General features: G+C 39.5%; 18 protein-coding genes and 3 pseudogenes. 17 read left to right on the plus strand and 4 right to left on the minus strand.

The annotated features are described in order from the left end of the window. Positions 1-73 precede the first annotated feature (73 nt). Positions 74-1243, plus strand: a pseudogene (locus CF596_RS12825) (protein kinase); the annotation flags it as partial. Positions 1244-1395: 152 nt separating this feature from the next. Here CF596_RS12825 and CF596_RS12830 read toward each other — a convergent pair. Further along, positions 1396-1584: pseudogene (locus CF596_RS12830) on the minus strand (IS110 family transposase); the annotation flags it as partial. A 203-nt stretch (positions 1585-1787) separates the two neighbouring features. Between CF596_RS12830 and CF596_RS12835 the strand changes: the two are divergent. Then, on the plus strand, positions 1788-2963 hold the full coding sequence (locus tag CF596_RS12835) for a Fic family protein (protein WP_096902704.1): 1176 nt from the start codon (positions 1788-1790) through the stop codon (positions 2961-2963). 150 nt (positions 2964-3113) lie between these two features. Here the strand turns inward: CF596_RS12835 and CF596_RS12840 are convergent, their stop codons facing one another. Together CF596_RS12840 and lipA are read right to left on the minus strand one after the other, a co-directional pair. Next, positions 3114-4205: a transcriptional regulator gene (locus CF596_RS12840; protein WP_096902705.1), complete on the minus strand. Its 1092-nt coding sequence runs from the start codon at positions 4203-4205 to the stop codon at positions 3114-3116. A 259-nt stretch (positions 4206-4464) separates the two neighbouring features. Beyond that, positions 4465-5439, minus strand: a complete 975-nt coding sequence (gene lipA, locus CF596_RS12845) for a lipoyl synthase (protein WP_096902706.1) — start codon at positions 5437-5439, stop codon at positions 4465-4467. A 342-nt stretch (positions 5440-5781) separates the two neighbouring features. Between lipA and CF596_RS12850 the strand changes: the two genes are divergently transcribed. Genes CF596_RS12850 through CF596_RS12875 form a run of 6 tightly spaced genes read left to right on the plus strand, consistent with a single transcriptional unit; the run spans position 5782 to position 12608 of the window. Beyond that, positions 5782-6744, plus strand: coding sequence for a thiamine pyrophosphate-dependent dehydrogenase E1 component subunit alpha (locus CF596_RS12850; protein WP_004812189.1), 963 nt, complete (start codon positions 5782-5784; stop codon positions 6742-6744). 15 nt (positions 6745-6759) lie between these two features. Continuing rightward, complete coding sequence (locus CF596_RS12855) at positions 6760-7779, plus strand: alpha-ketoacid dehydrogenase subunit beta (protein ID WP_048881927.1); 1020 nt, start codon at positions 6760-6762, stop codon at positions 7777-7779. Between the two features lies 1 nt (position 7780). Further along, on the plus strand, positions 7781-9319 hold the full coding sequence (locus CF596_RS12860; protein ID WP_096902707.1) for a 2-oxo acid dehydrogenase subunit E2: 1539 nt from the start codon (positions 7781-7783) through the stop codon (positions 9317-9319). A gap of 11 nt (positions 9320-9330) precedes the next feature. After that, on the plus strand, positions 9331-10731 hold the full coding sequence (lpdA, locus tag CF596_RS12865; protein ID WP_034705948.1) for a dihydrolipoyl dehydrogenase: 1401 nt from the start codon (positions 9331-9333) through the stop codon (positions 10729-10731). 11 nt (positions 10732-10742) lie between these two features. Continuing rightward, positions 10743-11528, plus strand: coding sequence for an acetoin reductase (locus tag CF596_RS12870; RefSeq protein ID WP_096902708.1), 786 nt, complete (start codon positions 10743-10745; stop codon positions 11526-11528). A 21-nt stretch (positions 11529-11549) separates the two neighbouring features. Continuing rightward, complete coding sequence (locus CF596_RS12875; protein ID WP_004281883.1) at positions 11550-12608, plus strand: 2,3-butanediol dehydrogenase; 1059 nt, start codon at positions 11550-11552, stop codon at positions 12606-12608. Positions 12609-12931: 323 nt separating this feature from the next. Here the strand turns inward: CF596_RS12875 and CF596_RS12880 are convergent. Next, positions 12932-13093 (minus strand): annotated as a pseudogene (locus CF596_RS12880) (VF530 family DNA-binding protein); the annotation flags it as partial. 328 nt (positions 13094-13421) lie between these two features. Here CF596_RS12880 and CF596_RS12885 point away from each other — a divergent pair. The 9 genes from CF596_RS12885 to CF596_RS12925 all read left to right on the plus strand — a co-directional run. After that, the gene (locus tag CF596_RS12885) at positions 13422-14162 is read left to right on the plus strand and encodes a GntR family transcriptional regulator (protein ID WP_096902709.1); all 741 of its coding nucleotides are present in this window, start codon (positions 13422-13424) and stop codon (positions 14160-14162) included. 29 nt (positions 14163-14191) lie between these two features. Then, positions 14192-15937, plus strand: coding sequence for a fumarate reductase/succinate dehydrogenase flavoprotein subunit (locus CF596_RS12890; protein WP_096902710.1), 1746 nt, complete (start codon positions 14192-14194; stop codon positions 15935-15937). A gap of 47 nt (positions 15938-15984) precedes the next feature. Then, positions 15985-16230 carry a ferredoxin family protein gene (locus CF596_RS12895; protein WP_096902711.1) on the plus strand — a complete coding sequence of 82 codons (246 nt, stop codon included), beginning with the start codon at positions 15985-15987 and terminating at the stop codon, positions 16228-16230. 9 nt (positions 16231-16239) lie between these two features. Continuing rightward, positions 16240-17685 carry an ABC transporter substrate-binding protein gene (locus CF596_RS12900; RefSeq protein ID WP_096902712.1) on the plus strand — a complete coding sequence of 482 codons (1446 nt, stop codon included), beginning with the start codon at positions 16240-16242 and terminating at the stop codon, positions 17683-17685. Between the two features lie 93 nt (positions 17686-17778). Beyond that, positions 17779-18576, plus strand: a complete 798-nt coding sequence (locus tag CF596_RS12905; RefSeq protein ID WP_096902716.1) for an ABC transporter permease — start codon at positions 17779-17781, stop codon at positions 18574-18576. After that, positions 18576-19397, plus strand: a complete 822-nt coding sequence (locus tag CF596_RS12910; protein WP_096902713.1) for an ABC transporter ATP-binding protein — start codon at positions 18576-18578, stop codon at positions 19395-19397. Before CF596_RS12905 ends, CF596_RS12910 begins: the two co-directional genes overlap by 1 nt. Positions 19398-19404: 7 nt before the next feature. Further along, the gene (locus CF596_RS12915) at positions 19405-20397 is read left to right on the plus strand and encodes a HEAT repeat domain-containing protein (protein ID WP_096902714.1); all 993 of its coding nucleotides are present in this window, start codon (positions 19405-19407) and stop codon (positions 20395-20397) included. Then, positions 20384-20662 carry a DUF971 domain-containing protein gene (locus CF596_RS12920; RefSeq protein ID WP_096902715.1) on the plus strand — a complete coding sequence of 93 codons (279 nt, stop codon included), beginning with the start codon at positions 20384-20386 and terminating at the stop codon, positions 20660-20662. The genes CF596_RS12915 and CF596_RS12920 overlap by 14 nt, the downstream gene beginning before the upstream one ends. Before the next feature lie 118 nt (positions 20663-20780). Next, positions 20781-20947: transposase (locus CF596_RS12925; protein WP_143228692.1), on the plus strand; the 167-nt coding region annotated here is incomplete at its 3' end.

A 20947-nucleotide genomic window follows, 5' to 3' on the forward strand; every position in this document is an offset into this window, starting at 1 on the left:
ACCCTAGGTTGGTATACACCGAGTGAAGTTATGTCTGGTTTTTATACTGTTGCACTTGCCGCTTGAATCCGCCTTACTAATGACCGATGGGGTCTATGAATTTGTCACAGATCAACAATTATTAGATTTAACTTTAATAGATGCAGATTTAAATCAACTTGCCAAAGGATTAGTTGAAAAAGCTTTAGAACAGGGCAGTGATGATAACTTAAGTTTCCAGGTGATCCGTGTAGAACAGTTGCCTGAACTGAATCAGTTTCATATTCAGCAGGATTATGTATTTCCACAACAGCTCAGTAAAGGTGAAGTTTTTGAAGGCTATGTGATTGATAAGATTTTGCACCAAAATCATCGCAGTTGCCTGTATTTGGCACACGATACTCAGCAGCAGCCTTTGGTTATAAAAACTTTGGGGGTAGATTTACAGCAAGATAAGTATGTCGTAGAGCAATTTCAACTCGAAGATTGGGTATCAAAACGTCTGAAGCATGACAACCTGATGCAGTGTTATCCACATAACACTGAGAAAAAATATTTATTCCAATGTTATGAATATTTACAGGGTGAAACTTTGGCTCAATGGCTGCATCGCCAGGAAAAGCCTTTAAATCTCGATGAGATTTTACCAATTTTGCAACAAACAGCTTTGGCTTTAAATGCAATGCACCGGCTGGAGATGCTGCATCAGGATATACGGCCAAAAAACATCATTGTTTTAAATACAGAAAGTGCCATGAAAATTAAACTGATTGATTATGGTTCAACAGCAGTAAGAGGCCTGGTCGAAATTAATCCTAAAAATGCGAATCGACCACTCGGAACCTTAGCATTTATGGCACCGGAGTATTTTATTGATCATTCGCCATCTGTACATTCAGACCAATTTTCTTTGGCGGTAATGGCCTATTATTTACTGACCAAACAATTACCTTATGGGACAGATTTAGCTCGCTGTAACAGTTTAAAGCAGCTTAAAAAAGTTCAATACTATTCCATCAGGAAATATCGGCCTGATTTACCTATATGGTTAGATAAAATTTTAGGCCAAGCGCTGAGTATTGAACCGACACATCGTTTTGAGGCCTTATCTGAACTCATTCATAATCTAATGCATCCTTCCAAAGAATTATTAAACTCTAAACCACCAGCAATCATTGAACGAGATCCTTTGCGTTTTTGGCAAATTAGTTGCACCGTATTAGGGCTATTATTTTTACTGAGTATTGCATGGCCATTTATTTGAAAAGAGAGAATCAAACCATGCTTAAAATTGAAGGTACATAGATAAGTTTTTATTCAAACTAGACTATGAGATTGACTGAACCGTACCAGGTTTGTCGGAGACTCAATATTCTGAGATGAGATAGCGTCTTGGTAGTCAATCAGGTTTTGATATTATTCGACCAATAAATAATCTCTTTGATAGGCAGTCTGATGTTTTAAAACGCCATAACACAGATGTATAAGCTTGCGCATTGCAGCACCTAAAGCACACATTTTATTTTTACCCTGGCTTAATAATCGTTGATATAAAGCTTCAATGTGTGGATTATATTTAATCGCTGTTAATGCTGACATAACCAACCTAATGGCTAAAAGAAGTAAATGAGCCGAATAACCTGTATATTTGGCTCATTATATGAGCTGTTTAAGCCAATTATTCGGCTCACAATCTAGGTTTTATTAGGTCAATAGTCATAAATGAGCTGAATAACTGAATTAATAGCTCCTCACTAAATGAGCCGAATAGGTGTTACAATAGACTCATGCAGTAGGGGGGAATGCTTATGAAAAAATGGGTATGGCAAAAAGCAAACTGGACTAAATTTAAATGGGATGAAGCACTTGTCACAGTAAAATTACGTTTAATTCATAAGAAGATAGGTCAATTAGTCGGAGAGAGCAAAGTATCACCAGAAGCTGAGGCATTACCATTAGATACACTGCTCACAAATCTAGTCGCATCCTCACTCATTGAAGATGAGAAGTTGAATGTTCGTTCACTCAAATCCTCATTAGCTCGGCGTTTAGGGGTAACAGAAGAAAATCCTGCACCCATTCAAGATAAAAATGAAGGTTTAGCCAATATCATGATGGATGCAGTGAGCAATCATAATGCGCCATTAACAATGGAGCGCTTATTACAATGGCATAACTGGCTTTTTCAAACTATAGAACGCTTTGATTATGCTGCGCAAAAAATCAAAGTAGGAGAAATTCGTGATAACGAGGCACCAATGCAGGTTGTTGGTGGTTCTCTTTATGGTACTACTACCAAGGTTTACTTTGAAGCACCTGAGGGTGGAGAGCATTTACAGGGACTAATGAATGAATTTATAGAATGGTTCAATAGTTCTAGAGAAGATGTAATGCTTGATCCGTTATTGCGAGCTGCACTTGCTCATTTTTGGTTTGTGACATTACATCCATTTGAAGATGGTAATGGTCGTATTACGCGTGTTATTACAGATTTAGCATTAGCTCAAATGGATCACCAAAGTATCCGTTTATATGCTATGTCCGTGGCCATTCATGAAAATCGTAGTAGTTATTATGAGGTCCTTGAGAAATGCCAGAATGATACTTATACACTCAATGAGTGGTTGGTCTGGTTTTTAAACACCTTAGAAAAAAGTATCGATAGGTCTTTACTACGACTTGATCGAACGATCACTAAAGCGAAATTTTGGAGCACTTATTCTCATATCGAATTCAATGAAGCCCAGAATAAAGTTTTAAATCGTTTACTCAATGGCGAAGAGAATGATTTCCCTCTCGGAATTAATGCTTCACAGTATCAAAAGCTCACTGGAGTAAGTAAGGCTACAGCAACACGTCACCTAACCGAGCTTTTGGAAAACGATGTGCTGTATAAACTGGAAGGTGGTGGGCGTAATACCCGCTACGTGCTGAAAATTGATAAAGAAAAGTTTACTCAAAAAGAGGTGGTCTCACTTGTTTGAACAACTAAAAGCTTATTTATAAGCTTTATAAGCGATATTCTGTATTAGTTCAGACTTAATCGTACATTCTCATTAAAGGAGTATGAAAATCAAGCTTCCTTTTCAATCTGTTTCACAATAAAACTTTAGAATTGAAGCAACAGATCAAATCTAAATCAGATTTGAAAAATAATTACGGTGGATACTGTCCTGTGGTAATAACTCTAATAAACGCTGTACCGCATCAATTCGATCATGTGTTTGCCCAATAATTCTTAATAATTGATCGATATCCTTTATTTGATAGATCAACTGGCTTAAACGGGCATCAAAACAATGTCTCCAAGTGCTGAGTAAAGGGCTTTCTGATTTAGAGAGAAAGCTACCTTTATATAGCGAGAATGTACTGGAAATAAGATTTGCATTTAATGATTGTTCAGCACGTAAAAAATCACATTGGACTTCACAGCTAAGCCTATAAATGCGAGCCTCAATTGAATGAGGTAATAGGCTACGAAGTTGTGAAAGCTCAGCCTTTAGGGTTTTTAGGCTGACACTACGCTCACCGTAAAGGGCATAGTGTAACTCTTCTAAGCCAATGCCATGGGGATGCAAAGCTAAAATGCAAAGTATTTCAATTTGACGGTGACTCAAGTTCAAGGTATGCCCATTAAATTGAACCCAAGGCGAACCTAGCGCTTTAATGTATAAAAAATTTTTCTGTTCAAATTTTATGGCACGCTGTATTAAGTCTGCACAGCGTTCCACAGCAAGAATGCCTAGAGGGGTATGTTTTTTATATTTTGTGGAAAGATTGATAATGCCATGAAATTGACCTGAAGTCAGATCCCAGATAGGTGCTGCATAACAGACCCAATCACGAACGCTGTCCATTTGGTTTTCATGAGAATAGACGCAACTTGATATTTGGCTGTTTAACACCATACCAATCGCATTGGTTCCAACTGCCTGTGTAGACCAATGTCCGCCCTCAATAAAATGAACTTGTTCAGCAGAAGAAAGCATCGCTGAACTACTCCATGTCCACAAGAGAGTCCCGTGATGATCTGTAAGACCAATCGCCATATCTGAATCATTTGCTATTTTGAGTAAATCTGCATAATTATGCTGAATAGAACGGCGGAATAAAGACGTTTTATCTTCTTGAGGCAATGCTAAAACAGGGGCAGCATGCACAGTAGTTTGATTAATTAAATGGGTTGTTTGCAGCTTTTTTGCAGGTGCTGTATTGAACAGGTTCATATCATATTCCTTTATGATGAGACTGTAATATTTTAAAACTTTAGAAATAAGCTTCCAAATTTATAGTGATTTACGTCATTTCTTCTTGCTTCGATTTTAAATGCTTTTATCTTTGCTTGATTAAATCATATCTTTTGGCTTTACCAGTCCTTGAGTTACTTTAAAAGGGTTCTTATGGGCTGAAAATGACTATTTCCATCTGAAATGTTAATAAACGTAACCGTCATATTTATCAATGAAGCATGTAAATAATGAAAAGTCATTCACGTATATATGGGGCAGGTACAGACTCTCCATAATACTGACGGTCTGCAAAATAACTTGATCGTACTAATGGCGCACTCCAAATATTTTTAAACGCTAAGCGCTCTCCATGTGTTTGATAATGCTTAAACTCTTGCAACGTAACAAAACGATGAATTGGCGCATGAGACTTAGATGGCTGTAAGTATTGACCGATTGTGACATAGTCAACGTGGTAATCTTTCAAATCATTTAATAAGACAATAACCTCAGCCTCGACTTCTCCTAAACCGACCATCAAACCGCATTTGGTTGGAATATCGGGACAGTAGTGTTTAAATTTCTTGAGTAAATCCAATGAATGCTGATAGTTAGAGCCTGGTCGCATGGCTTTATACAGACGTGGCACGGTTTCAATATTATGATTAAAAACATCAGGTGGGTTTTGGCTCAGAATCTTCAGGGCAATATCTGCACGACCACGAAAATCAGGAACCAAAATTTCTATCAGAGTCTCTGGACTGGTTTGACGAATTTCTCGAATGCAATCTGCAAAATGCTGTGCACCACCATCTTTTAAGTCGTCTCGATCAACAGAAGTAATCACGACATACTTTAAGTTTAGATTCTTGACTGTTTCAGCCAGATGCTTTGGCTCATTAGGATCTAGGATATTAGGACGACCATGTGCGACATCACAGAATGGGCAGCGTCGAGTACAAATATCTCCCATGATCATAAACGTTGCAGTCCCTCCGCTAAAGCATTGTGGCAAATTGGGGCAGGCCGCTTCTTCACAAACCGTATGTAGTTCCTGTTGTCGTAATAAATCCTTAATGATTTGAACTTCCTCAGGTTGACTAATTTTAGTCCGAATCCATTCTGGCTTTTTCGGTGTCGTTTCCGTTGGAACAACTTTAATTGGAATACGCGCCATTTTTTCAGCGCCACGTAGCTTCTTTCCAGTTAATACTGTGTTATTTAAATCCATTACAAACACTCCATCATTTAAAATAATTAATATATACCCTGATATTAAATAAACTGATTTAAATGGATTAATAATATTAAAACAGGGCAAAAAACTTATCATATAAAACAAAGGTTGGTTAAAGGTTTGTTTTTGTATGTGATTGAACTATTGTAAAATTTTACAAAAATTTTTAATTTCATAACCTTCTGTTTTTAATATTTATCTCATCTTTTTATGGATTATATTTTTTTAGTCTAATATGAAATTAAGTAAAAATATTCTTATATAAATATACGATTTAAAAATCCAATTATTCAATTTTGGATTTTCTTTTAAGCGTAGTAAATAAGGAACAAAGATATGCAATTAACGGAAGAGCAATTGCTAGCAGCATACAAAAGAATGCGCGACATTCGTGAATTTGAGGATCGACTTCACGATGAAAACAATACAGGTGATATCCCAGGTTTCATCCATCTCTATAGCGGTGAGGAAGCTGTTGCAGTAGGGATTTGTGAAAATTTAACAGATAAGGACTTCATTACATCAACACATCGTGGTCACGGACATTGTATTGCTAAGGGCTGTGACATTCACGCCATGATGTTAGAAATTTTTGGCAAAGATGATGGTTTGTGTCGTGGTAAAGGCGGCTCAATGCACATTGCGGATTTAGATAAAGGCATGCTCGGTGCAAACGGTATTGTAGGTGGTGGTCCACCTTTGGCTATTGGGGCAGCTTTAAGTGCTAAAACACTCAAAAATGGTGGGATTGGTCTATCTTTTACTGGTGATGGCGGTTCAAATCAGGGCTTAACTTTTGAAGCCATTAATATGGCTGTGGTGTTAAAGCTTCCTGTCATTTTTGTTTTTGAAAATAACGGTTTTGGTGAAGGTACTGCACATGATTATGCCGTAGGCAGTAAAGATATTGCAGGCCGAGCAGCAGGTTTTGGCTTACCCGCTGAAAAAGTAGATGGAACAGACTTTTTTGCTGTGTATGAAGTTGCACAAAAAGCCATTGAACGTGCCCGCCGTGGTGAAGGCCCGAGTGTGATTGAAACGGTAACCAACCGATTTTATGGACATTTTGAAGGTGATCCAGGGCTTATCCGTTCTAAAGAAGAACTGGATTATGTCAAAGAACATAAAGATCCATTGAAAATATTCCGCGAAAAAGTCAAAGACAAAATTGACGAAGCCAAGCTCGATGCGATTGACGCTCAGTCTAAAGCCAATGTAGACGATGCCGTTGCAAAGGCACGTGCAGCTAAGTACCCAGAAGCCTCTCAGTTACTTACCGATGTATACGTCTCTTACTAAAGGAATAGTAGAAAAATGCCAAATAAAAGTTATCGAAACGCGATTAAAGAAGCAATTGAATTAGAAATGCGCCGAGACCCAAGTGTCATTGTGGTCGGTGAAGATGTTCGTGGTGGACATGGTGGTAAAAATACCGATGATAATAAGCTGGAAGGTTTTGGCGGTGTACTTGGTGTAACCAAAGGCTTATGGACTGAATTTGGTTCTGAACGAGTCATTGATACTCCAATTACAGAATCAGCGATTATTGGTATGGCGGCAGGTGCTGCTGCAACGGGTTTAAGACCTGTGGCAGATTTAATGTTTATGGATTTTTACGGCGTGTGTTATGACATGCTGTATAACCAAGCGGCTAAATTCCGCTATATGTTTGGTGGCAAAGCCAAAGCGCCACTCGTTGTACGAGGCATGATCGGTGCAGGTTTTTCCGCAGCAGCGCAGCATTCTCAGTCGCCATATAACGTGTTTGCCTCAGTGCCTGGTTTAAAAGTGGTGGTGCCTTCAAGTGCCTATGATGTAAAAGGGTTGTTGATTCAAGCCATTCGAGATGACGACCCAGTAGTCTTTTGTGAGCACAAGTTGTTGTACGACATTAAGGGCGAAGTGCCAGATGAGTCCTACACTATTCCTTTTGGTGTCGCAAATTACACCCGTGAAGGCACAGATATCACCATTATAGCCTTAAGTTTGATGGTGCATCGTGCCAATGAAGTCGCTGATAAGCTCGCAAAAGAAGGCATTTCGGTTGAAGTGGTTGACCCTAGAACCATTTCACCATTAGACGAAGATGGCATTTTAGAGTCAGTAGCTTCAACAGGTCGTGTGGTGATTGTAGATGAATCAGCAGCACGTTGTGGTTTCGGACATGATGTGGCTGCGCTTATTGCCCAGAAAGGCTTTCATTATCTTAAAGCACCAATCGAATTAGTCACTCCACCACACTCACCCGTACCATTTTCACCAGTACTAGAAAAAGAATGGCTACCTAGTGTAGAACGCATCGAACAGGCTGTACGCAAGACGTTGGAGGCTTAGGATGAGCGAAATTAAAACTTTAGAAATCCCAAAATGGGGTTTGTCCATGGAAGAGGGTACGATTGCCCAATGGCTGATTCAGGAAGGTACCCAATTTAGTAAAGGACAGGAAATTTGTGAAATTGAAACCACAAAAATCGTCAATGTATTGGAGGCACCTTTTGATGGCCTGCTACGAAAAATTATTGCTAACGATGGTGACACACTGGTCGTAGGTGGAATCATTGCAATTTGTGCAGACGCTCAAGTTTCCGATGCAGAAGTTGAAGCATTTGCACAGTCTTTAGGTGGAACACCTGCTGTAACTGAAAATAAAGCGGTAGCAGCGGTTCCTGAAAAAGTCGATGTGGCTCAAGTTGAAACCAAAGTACAATCTGCTCCTAAACAGAACAGTGTTGGTAATGGATCAAAAGCGGTGACTCATCAGGGCGGATATTCTATTCCTGCTGCGTTACAAGGCTACCAACAAAGCGATGATATTTTTGCAACGCCACATGCCTTGAAATTGGCTGAAAAGCATAATGTAAATTTGGCTCAGATTACGGGTTCTGGACGTGAAGGCCGTATCAGCGTTCAAGATATTCAGGCCGCAGTTCAAGCTGCTGGTGGTTCTTGGCCAGATGTACGTCATCAAGCCAGCACGAAAGCCGCGAAATCTAAAGCAGATGACAGTGATGTTCTGGCGACACCTGTTGCCCGCCGTTTGGCAAAACAATGGGGCATTAATTTGCATGATTGTCGTGCATCGGGTTCACGTGGACGAGTCTGTAAGGAAGATGTTGAAGCTGTATATCAACGGGAAAATCCTGTACAAGCTCAACATACTGAGTATACGCATCCAACAGAGTCTGCAAAATTCACCACCGTAGCTATGAATGGTATGCGTAAAGCAATCGCTGCACGGCTACAAGCGGCAAAACGCAATGCACCACATTTTCGCTTAACGATAGACTTAAATGTTGAGTCTGTTCAGGCTTTGCGTCAGCAAATTAACAGTACTGTACCGCAAGTCAAACTGTCCATTAACGATATGCTGATTAAAGCTGCTGCTGCTGCACTGATTAAAGTTCCACAAGTTAATGTTCAGTTTGATGAAGAGAATCAGCAGATTTTACAGTTTGAACAGGCTGATATTTCGGTTGCTGTAGCCATCGAAAATGGACTGATCACGCCAATTATTAAAGCAGCGAACCGTAAATCTTTGGCGCAAATTTCCAATGATATGCGTGATCTGGCGACACGTGCCAAAACTGGAAAATTGGCACCTAATGAGTTTCAAGGGGGCAGTTTCAGTATTTCCAATTTGGGCATGCTTGGTATTCCACAGTTTGATGCAATTATTAACCCGCCTCAAGGTGCAATTCTAGCCTTAGGTGCAGCAGAGAAACGTGCTGTCGTTGAAAATGATGAGATTGTTGTTCGTGAAATGGTGACCGCAACATTGTCTTGTGATCATCGTGTCATTGATGGTGCGTTGGGTGCTCAATTCTTATCGGCATTGAAGCAGTTTGTCGAAAATCCTGCATTAATTTTGGTGTAGGAGGAATAGCCATGTCAGATACACAATTTGATCTTGTGGTTATTGGTGCTGGTCCTGGAGGATATGTCGCTGCGATTCGCGCAGCGCAACTGGGATTAAAAACGGCAATCGTTGAAAAACAACACTTAGGTGGAGTGTGTCTTAATTGGGGATGCATTCCAACCAAGGCTTTATTGAGCGGAGCTGCGCTTGCGCAGCAGTTCAAACATGCTGGGCAGTTTGGCTTTACGCTTAACGCGATTGATTTTGACATTCAAAAACTGGTCCATCATAGCAGACAGGTTTCTGAGCAACTCGTGCAAGGTATCGGTCAACTACTGAAAAAAAATCAAATCACTGTTTTTAACGCAGCAGCTCAGTTTATTGCCAAAGAGCAATTAGAGCTTACAGATGCGAATGGTCAAAAACAGCAGATTTCTGCACCGCATATTATTGTCGCAACAGGCGCACGTGCGGCCAATTTGCCTCATATTCCTGTAGATGGCCATCAGGTCTGGAGTTATAAAGAGGCTTTAGTTCCGGAACAATTACCAAAATCTTTACTGGTCATTGGTTCGGGGGCTATAGGCAGTGAGTTTGCAAGCCTATACCAAGACTTAGGCTGCCAAGTTACCTTGGTTGATATTGCAAAACAGATTCTCCCAAGCGAAGACATTGAAGTTGCGAAGTATGTACAAAAGCAATTTGAACAGCAGGGTATGCAGGTTTTAACCGAAGCGACTGTAAAAAAAATAGAAACTGATCAGGCTCAAGTACATTGTCATATTGAAACTGCCACAGGTGTGCAAATCATTACTGTTGAAAAGGTGCTTTCAGCTATTGGCGTGAAACCGAATGCTGAAAATCTTGGCCTAGAAGCTTTGGGAGTTGAATTTGAGAATGGTTTTATTAAAGTCGACTCATGGTGTAAAACCAATGTAGTGGGCATTTATGCAATTGGTGATGTCGCAGGTGCACCGTGTTTGGCACACAAAGCCAGTCATGAAGCCATTCTTTGTGTGGAGAAAATTGCAGGCCTAAGTCATGTACATGCTTTAGATCGTACACAAATTCCGGGCTGTATCTTTACCCATCCACAAGTGGCCAGTATTGGTTTGACCGAACAGAAAGCGAAAGCTACGGGCTTGAATATCAATGTGGGTAAGTTTCCTTTACAAGCGAATGGTAAAGCATTGGCTTTGGGCGATAGCGCAGGATTTATTAAAACCATTTTTAGTCAGGAAACGGGTGAATTGTTGGGTGCTCACATGGTTGGACATGAAGTCACCGAACACATTCAAGGTTTTGCCATCGCGAAATACCTAGAAGCTACAGATGAAAGCTTAGCGCAGGTCATTTTCCCTCATCCTACTTTGTCTGAGGCGATGCATGAGTCGGTCTTGTCGGCGATGCAACGTGCAATCCATATTTAAGGAGTCGCAACATGCCTAGAGGTTTAAACAACAAAGTTGCTTTAATTACGGGTGCGGCACAAGGCATTGGACGTGGTATTGCCTTACGTTTAGCACAAGAAGGTGTTCATATTGCCTTGGTCGATCTTCATCAAGAAAAGTTAAATACTGTTCAAAAAGAGGTTGAAGCCTTTGGCGTAAAAGCCACCACATTTATTGCGGATATTTCAGATCCAATACAAATCAGTGACGCTATTAATCATGCAGAATCGACACTTAATGGTTTTGATATCATGATTAATAATGCAGGTATTGCACAAGTCAAAGCTTTGGCAGAAGTAACGCCGAGTGAATTTACCCAAATTATGAACATCAATGTCGGTGGTGTACTTTGGGGGATTCAAGCCGCAGCAAATAAATTTAAACAACGCCAACAGGCTGGAAAAATTATTAATGCATGCTCAATAGCAGGTCATGAAGGTTTTGCTTTGCTCGGTGTTTATTCGGCAACTAAATTTGCAGTTCGTGCATTGACGCAAGCTGCGGCTAAAGAATATGCCAGTGCTAAAATTACTGTAAATAGTTATTGTCCAGGTGTTGTGGGTACTGACATGTGGGTCGAAATAGATCAGCGGTTCTCTGAAATTACAGGTGCACCAATTGGTCAAACGTATAAAAAATATGTAGATGGTATTGCTTTAGGACGTGCTGAAACACCAGATGACGTGGCTGCATTAGTTGCATTTTTAGCCAGCGAGGATGCAAACTATATTACAGGTCAGTCTATTTTGACAGATGGTGGAATGGTTTACCGTTAATATCAACATAAGGAATACACAATGAAAGCAGCTCGTTTTTATGATCGAGGGGATATTCGAATTGAAGATATTCCTGAACCGAAAGTACTTCCAGGCACAGTTGGAATTCAAGTTGCGTGGTGTGGTATTTGCGGTACAGATTTACATGAATTCATGGAAGGTCCTATTTTTATTCCACCTTGTGGTCACCCACACCCAATTTCGGGAGAATCTGCACCTGTAACAATGGGACATGAATTTTCAGGCGTGGTTTATGCAGTTGGAGAGGGTGTAGATGATATCCAAATTGGGCAACATGTCGTAGTTGAACCCTACATCATTGCTGACGATGTGCCGACTGGCCCCAATGATAAGTATCATTTATCAAAAAATATGAACTTTATTGGTTTAGGCGGACGCGGTGGTGGTCTTTCTGAAAAAATTGCAGTTCAGCGGCGTTGGGTTCATCCTATTTCAAATGATATTCCTTTAGACCAAGCAGCATTGATAGAACCTTTATCTGTCGGTCATCATGCCTATGTCAGAAGTGGCGCAAAAGCTGGCGATATCGCACTGGTTGGTGGAGCAGGCCCAATAGGCTTACTTTTATCTGCTATTTTAAAGGCTAAAGGTCTCACGGTCATCATTACTGAACTGAGTGCAAAACGTAAAGAAAAAGCGATAGAAGCGGGTGTTGCCGATTATGTACTAGACCCATCTAAGGTTGATGTAGTTGCTGAGGTAATGAAAATTACAGAAGACCGCGGTGTAGATGTCGCTTTTGAATGTAGTAGTGTCAATAAAGTCATGGATACACTCGTTGCAGCAATGAAACCAACTGGTGTAGTCGTTATCGTTTCTATTTGGAGCCATCCTGCCACAATTAATGTACATAGTGTGGTGATGAAAGAGCTAGATATTCGTGGCACGATTGCTTATGTAAATGATCATCAGGAAACTATCCGTTTAGTCGAGCAAGGTAAGATTAATCTAGAACCTTTTATTACCCAACGTATTGCATTAGATGATCTTGTTTCTAAAGGCTTTGAAACGTTGATTCATAATAATGAATCGGCTGTAAAAATTATTGTTCATCCATAGTAAAGCCTAATTTGAACGACTAATTTGAATAAACTAGAAATAAACTCTATGTAGCTATTTCTAATATCTTTATAGATAGGGAATGAGTCTGTACGTACAGATTCATTCTCAAATTTACAGTGTTGAGTGCCAGTATGATTTTGATCATACAGTCTAGTAAAGATAGAAAATAAGTTTTTAAATAAACCATAGGGATATAGACTAAATTTTGCCAGGAGAGTGGTGGCAGTCTACCACTAATTGAAAGGTATCTACAAAATCATTGGCTATTCAATAAGTTTAGTTTTCTGTTTGGTATAAAATATTATGCTGAGTTTTGATAGCTACGATTTTTGTTTGGCTTTTTGACGTAAGACATACAAATATAAGCTTTCAACTTTTTCACGTGCCAATGGTGTGGTACGTAAAAACCGTAATGATGACTTAACACTTGGATCTATACAAAAACATCTAATTTCAATTTTACGACTTAAGCCATCAAAGCCACATCAGAAATAATGAACAAAATGACAGGTGTTATTTATTTAACTTATGTTTACCTAAGGTCTAGTTCATAAAATAATCATCAATATTTTTATTTAAATATCAGTAAATTATATATCTTTAATAACAAATTTTATAATCACTGGTTCATGAACCATTATTTAGATTATCTATCTTATATTTTTTTAATAATTATAAATTACTTTAAATAATAAACACTTATTTTACTTTTCATCGTTAATTTTCATAAATAAATCACATCTTGGTATTTCCATTTCTTTAGAACATTAATTATTGTTTGCTCAAGTTGTTATAACAAGTTAATTAAACATGTCTGATCTTACCAGCAAAAATAGCCAGCAGCCTTTGTATGAACAAGTGAAAGAACAATTGCAGAGCAAAATTCAACAGGGTGAATATCCTCCGCTAAGTCAATTGCCTTCAGAAAACGAGCTTTCAGAATTATTCAGTGTAAGCCGTATCACAGTGCGTCAAGCTTTACATAAGTTGTCACAAGAAGGGCTGGTATTCAAAGTTCATGGAAAAGGTACTTTTGTGAGTAAGCCAAAGGTATACCAAAACATTACTCAATTACAGGGTTTTGCTGAAGCCATGTCTCACACAGGACATCAAATTTTAAATGAAGTGCTTTCTGTAAAATTCATTGAAGCCCCTATACAAGTCGCATCTAAACTGAAAATTTCTGTACGTAGTCAAGTTGTAGAAATTAAACGAGTTCGTTTACTCAATAATGAACCTGTGTCATTTGAATTGACTTATTTACCTGCAACGGTAGGTGAACAATTAGTAGAGAAAGAAGTGGATTTACGCAGTACTGATATTTTTAGTGCGATTGAGCGTGACTTATCTATTCCACTTGGTTATGCCGATTTAAATATTGATGCCATTCAAGCTGATGATGAGCTTGCACAACTACTTGCGGTAGATGTGAACACACCTATTTTACATGTTGAACGTTTAACGCACGATGCAAAAAACCAACCTATTGATTATGAATACCTGTATTTCTCAGGTGAAAGTTTCCAGTACCAATTACGCATTTTCCGTTAATGCAGCTAGAAAAAAGCAAAAGGAATCTTATGGATACCAAATATTTAGAGTATGACATTGTAGTGATCGGTGGCGGCACCGCAGGTCCAATGGCAGCAATTAAAGCGAAACAAGCGAATCCCAATTTAAGTGTTTTACTGATTGAAAAAGCTAATGTGAAACGCAGTGGTGCTATTTCTATGGGGATGGATGGTCTAAACAATGCAGTCATCCCAGGATATGCCACACCCGAGCAATACACCAAAGAAATCACGATTGCCAATGATGGCATTGTGAATCAAAACACCATCTATGCTTACGCAAAACATAGTTTTACCACGATTCAGCAATTAGATCAGTGGGGCATCAAGTTCGAAAAAGATGAGACGGGCGAATTTGCGGTAAAGAAAGTTCATCATATGGGTGCTTACGTATTACCGATGCCTGAAGGGCATGATGTAAAGAAAGTCCTGTATCGCCAAATGAAACGTGTCCAAGTCAAAATTAATAATCGCATCGTGACCACCAAATTATTGAAAAATGAGCAGGGTGCGATCAATGGCGTACTTGGCTTTGACTGTAGAACGGGAGAGTTCTATGTCATTAAAACCAAAGCTACAATTTTATGTTGTGGTGCAGCAGGACGTTTAGGTTTACCGTCTTCTGGTTACCTCATGGGAACTTATGAGAATCCAACCAATGCAGGTGATGGCTATGCCATGGCGTACCATGCTGGCGCAGAGTTATCGAACTTAGAATGCTTCCAAATCAACCCGTTAATTAAAGATTATAACGGTCCAGCATGTGCCTATGTAACAGGCCCCTTAGGTGGTTATACGGCAAACAGCAAAGGTGAACGATTCATTGAGTGTGACTACTGGAGTGGTCAGATGATGTGGGAGTTTTATCAAGAATTACAGAGTGGTCATGGTCCTGTATTCTTGAAAATGGATCATTTAGCTGAAGAAACGATTAAAACAATTGAAGAAATTCTACATACGAATGAACGTCCAAGTCGCGGTCGTTTCCATGAAGGACGTGACACAGATTACCGCAAAGATATGGTGGAAATGCATATCTCAGAAATTGGTTTCTGTAGTGGACATAGTGCTTCTGGTGTTTGGGTCAATGAGAAAGCAGAGACTTCTGTAAAAGGCTTATACAGCGCTGGTGATATGGCTGCGGTTCCTCATAACTATATGTTGGGCGCATTTACCTATGGTTGGTTCGCTGGTGAGAATGCCGCAGAATATGTTACAGATATTGATTCGGGTGAGCTGAATCAGGCAGACATTGAGGCTGAAAAAGCACGAATTTATGCACCACTAGAAGTAAAAGAAGGTTTACCAGCAGATCAAGTCGAATACAAATTACGTCGATTTGTGAATGACTATCTACAACCCCCTAAAACACGACAAAAAATAGAAATTGGCTTACGTCGTTTTGAAGAAATCAAACACGATATCGCGCAGATTAAAGCCAACAACCCACATGAACTTATGCGAGCAGCTGAAGTCTCCTTCATTCGTGACTGTGCTGAAATGGCTGCACGCGCTTCATTATTCCGAACTGAAAGTCGTTGGGGGCTGTATCACTATCGTGCTGATTTTCCAGCAACAAATAATAGCGATTGGTTCTGCCATACGCATCTTAAAAAAGATGAAAACGACAACATGGTTAGCTTTAAAAAACCAGTTGAACCTTATGTTGTGCCAATCGAGGCACAAGAAAAAGATTCTTATAACCAATTACGTATTCAAAAAGATCAACCTTTGAAAGCAGCCGAAGCAATCTAAGGCAGGTCGCTAAATCACTGCTTTTGACAGATGAATCAGGAAAAAATATGGCCCTAATATTTAAAGAAGTTCAACACCGCACCGTTGCACCCGTTTTAGTCGATGAAGATAAATGTATTGCAGACAAAGGTTGTACCGTATGTGTAGATGTTTGCCCAATGGATTTGTTGGCAATTGATCCAGTTACCCAGAAAGCCTTTATGCAATTTGATGAATGTTGGTATTGCATGCCGTGTGAAAAAGACTGTCCAACAGATGCAATCCACGTAAATATTCCGTATTTATTAAAATAGAGAGAAAAAATGTCTACATTCGCAGCTAAAAAAATATTATTAAGTAGCATGGTGGTACTAGGTACAGTTGGGCTTATAGGCTGTACGAGTAAAGAGCAGAGCAGCATTGATGCACCAGTGAGTAAGGTTCGAATTGCGATTGGAACACAAGATACGACAATTAACTGTGCGACAGGCGGTTTATTGGTTAGAGAGTTAGGTTTGTTAGAGAAACACCTTCCTAAAGAGGGTGATTATAAAAATGTTAAATATGATATCCAATGGAAAAACTTTACATCTGGTGCGCCCTTAACGAGCGAAATGGTTGCAGACCGCTTAGATATAGGGGTCATGGCAGAATTTCCAGCGGTCAATAATTTAGTCGCTTTTCAAGAAGCAGGCAAAGCCAGTATTTTCTTGGCGCCGCTTTCTGGTAGTACCACAGGCAGTGGTAATGCTATTGTGGTTCCAAATCAATCTCATGTGACGTCATTTGCTGAATTAAAAGGTAAAACGATTTCAGTACCGTTCGCATCAACGGCTCATGGTTTATTGCTTCGTGCAGTAAAAGCACAAGGCTGGGAGCCAAATAAAGACGTACAGATTATTGCTCAGGCACCTGAAGTTGCTGGACCTGCTTTAAAGAGTAATAAGATTGATGCACATGCGGATTTTGTTCCATTTGGTGAACTCTTTGCCTACCAGGGAGTTGCTAAGAAAATTTACGATGGTTCTCAAGCCAAAGGAGCAACATTTCATGGCGTCTTAGCCAATCAGCAATATGCTGAACAGCATCCTGAAGTGATAAAAGCCTACTTAAAAGCGACGATAGAAGCCGATCAACTGGTACAAAAAGAACCTGAAAAATACAGCGAAGTCATCGCTGAGAAAACGGGTATTCCAGCTGAGGTTATTTATTTATTCCATGGACCGCTCGGCTTACAAACGCGTGACTTAACGTGGAAAACTGAATACAAGCAGGCAACACAAGTCGCTGTCGATACACTGCAATATCTGGGTAAAAATAACGGAAACGTTGATATCAACACGTTTATTCAAGACAAATATATCAAAGATGCTTTTGCAGCATCTGACTTAGATTACAGCCAAGCATTAAATAATTATGGCAAATCTCCATTAGTGTCCAAAGATGCACTTACAGGTGAAGAGATTAAAACCTTTCATCGCGTGACTCAAATTTGGGTCAAAGGTGAAGAAAAGGTACGTCATTATGAAACTCCAGAACACGCATTTAAGGATTTAAAAGCGATTGAATCAGCAGGTAAATCTGTGCGTGTGGTTTATAACCAAGATGCGCTAAATGATATCAAGTTGTTATCCAATTTAGCTTGGTTTGCAACCAACCGTGCTGGTGAAATTCATGCATTTTTACTGAAAGGTGATGCAACTCAGTGGGCTAAAGCTCAAGGTGGCAAAGTCTACGATTTTAACGCTGTCAAACAGCTCGTGAACTAAAAAACGTTGTATAGCGATTAGCCAACAATGAGGGATATCGGTGTGAATAGCATTGCCGAACAAAATTTTAAACGTGTGAATGCGCATACAACGATGCGTTGGCTCACAGAGCGCCATCAGAAGCTGAATCAGCTTCTGATGGGCACAGTTGCGATCTTGCTGAGTTTAGTTGTATGGCAAATTTTGGCAATGAATAAAATTAATTTAGGTGTGGTTAATTTTAGTCATGTGCCAACGCCATTAGCAGTTGTTGATGCCATCCTACGATTTTTACAATTACCCACAGCATGGGCTCATGTGAGCTCAAGTATTTTTAGGGTGCTCGTAGGTTTTTTATTGGCTTCAGGTGTAGGTGTTTTACTTGGCTTATTCATTGGTCAATTTAAGAGCATTGCAGCATTCTTAATGCCACCTTTAGAAGTGTTGAGACCAATTCCTGCTGTGGCATGGATTCCATTAGCCATCTTGGTTTTTCCTTCTTCAGAAGCATCCATGATTTACATTACGTTTATTGGCGCATTATTTCCAATATTACTGAATACCATTCATGGCGTAGATGCGATTGATCCACGTTTAATTGCATCTGCAAAAAGTTTAGGTGCAACCAACTTAGCCATTATTCGTGAAGTCATCATTCCAGGTGCTTTACCTAACGTCATTACGGGTTTATCCATTGGGATGGGCACCTGTTGGTTCTGTCTTGTTACAGCTGAAATGATTTCAGGACAACATGGCATTGGTTATTTTACTTGGGAATCTTTTACCCTACAAAACTATAGCAGCATCGTTGTAGGTATGCTGTTGATTGGTGCTTTAGGTATGTTCAGTAGCTTTATTGTACGCAGATTAGGACATAAATTTACGCCTTGGTATCAAATGAGGAAATCTTAATGCAAGGTGAAATAACAATACGTGATTTATGCCTGCATTTAGGTAAAGGCGAACAACGTTTTCAAGCATTGGATCATGTCAATATTCATATTCCACCAGGAGAGTTTATCTGTTTGCTTGGACCTTCAGGCTGCGGTAAATCCACTTTATTAGGTGCTTTAGCAGGCCATCTAGGTTATTCGTCAGGTGATTTATTAGTTGATCATGAAGTCGTGCATCAACCGCATCCGGATCGAGGGCTTGTTTTTCAACACCACACATTATTTCCGTGGAAAAGTATTATCGAAAACATTGCATTTGGCTTAAAAATGAAAGGCATACCTACTAAGGAACGTCTAGAAAAAGCTAAGCAAATGATTGATTTGGTCGGCCTTACAGGGTTTGAGCAAAAATTTCCTGCTGAACTTTCTGGTGGGATGCAACAACGCGTCGAAATTGCACGTGTCTTGATTAATGAGCCTAAAGTTCTCCTTATGGATGAGCCATTTGGAGCATTAGATGCGCAAACGCGTGTCCATATGCAGCAACTCCTTTTGGAAATTTGGCAGAACATCAGAACTACAGTGCTCTTTATTACCCACGATATTGATGAAGCACTCTATTTATCAGACCGTGTTTTGATTATGAGTCATCGACCTGGACGAATTATTGAAGAAATCCCATTAAGTTTCCCACGTCCACGAGATATTGAAATCGTGACCACGCCTGAATTTGTGGAGCTGAAAAAATACTGTATGCAGGCGCTTAAACATGATGACTTAAGCAATTTAAAACGCTTGAATCCCCTAGGTCTCCCGAAAAAAGCTGTTACAGAAGGTTAAATCATTCATGAATCCCAATTACCCACAACTAGAAATACTTGATGAAGATGATTTAGATTTACTTGATCAGCTGAATCAAGATGATGAAAAAATTCGTTTTATTACATTGATGAATATTGCAGATGAAGAGCGGGAAGAGTTATTGCCTTGGCTCTATCATGCTTTGTCACATGACCCTGCTGAAATTGTACGAGAAGAAGCGGCTAAGCGTTTAGAGGGGTGGGAAGATGAAACCAGTCTTCTCGCGCTAGCACATGCACTTTCTGATGAGTCAAAGAAAGTGATTGAGGCAGCCACACAAAGTTTAAGTGAAGTCAAAAATCCTCAGGCGGCAACTGTACTCGCACCATTTCTTAATGAGGATGCCGTTGAAGTAAAAGTCGCTATTTTACGCGCTCTGAAACCCTTACGTGTGGTCAGTTTATTTGAAAAAATTCTGTCAAATATACATCATGAAAATGTACTCGTACGACGTGAAGCAGTCAGCACTTTGAGCTGGTTACAGTTAGAATCCGCTTTAGATAGTTTGGCGCATATTGCCAAACAGGAAAGTGATTTAGAAACACGTAGAATTGCTACCGGGGGCTTAGCATATAGTAAGCAGCCTACACAAAATATTATTGACGCATTACAGCATGGTTTATCTGCTGATGACTGGCAATTGCGTATTGAAGCAGCATTGACCGTTGGTAAATTAAAATTAATTGCGCTTGAAGATCAACTCATCCAGTTAATGTCTGATTCGTATTGGCAAGTACGAATACCAGCCGTGCGTAGTTTGGGTTTATTAAAATCTGTTAAAGCTATTGATGGATTAGCGGATAACTTTTTTTATGAAATTAGTAATTTACGTAAAGAAGTTGCACTGGCTTTAGGAGAAATTGGTGGCCAAGAAGCAGAAATTTTACTAAAAGCTCATGAATTAGATCCAGATCCCGAAGTTCGTAAAGCCATCCGTATTAGCTTAAATCAAATTCGAGAATGCCATGCAAGCAGTTAAGCCTGAACTTAAAGTTGATGTGCAATCACAGGCTATAGACTTTATTTGGCCTGATTATCAAGCACGTTTTTCTTACCAACGATTACGTGAAATCTGCCCATGTGCATTCTGTCGTTCAAAGCGTATTAAAAATATAGCCCTGACTCATGATCAACATGTATTTGTGACAGAATTAAATCATCAAGGTTATGGTATTCAAATCTGTTTCAGTGATGGGCATGATAAAGGTATTTTTCCTTGGGAATATTTAAAAAATATTCCGTGAAATTTTGGAAGATGAAAGTTAATCTTTAATTTTCATCTTCTACTTATGGTAATCCCCCCTAAAAATAATAGGATCTAAAAGTAGAATTTTCTCTTAAGATACGAGCAGAAGATTCTGCATGAAAACATCTAAATTTACTGACAGTCAGATCATGTCCATCTTGAAACAGGCAGAATCTGGCACACCTGTAGCGACCCTTTGCCGTGAACACGGCATGAGTAATGCTACCTTTTATAAATGGCGTGCCAAATATGGTGGTATGGATACATCATTAATGGCTCGACT

The sequence above is a fragment of the Acinetobacter sp. YT-02 genome (assembly GCF_002412355.1).
GTDB classification, from domain to species: domain Bacteria; phylum Pseudomonadota; class Gammaproteobacteria; order Pseudomonadales; family Moraxellaceae; genus Acinetobacter; species Acinetobacter towneri.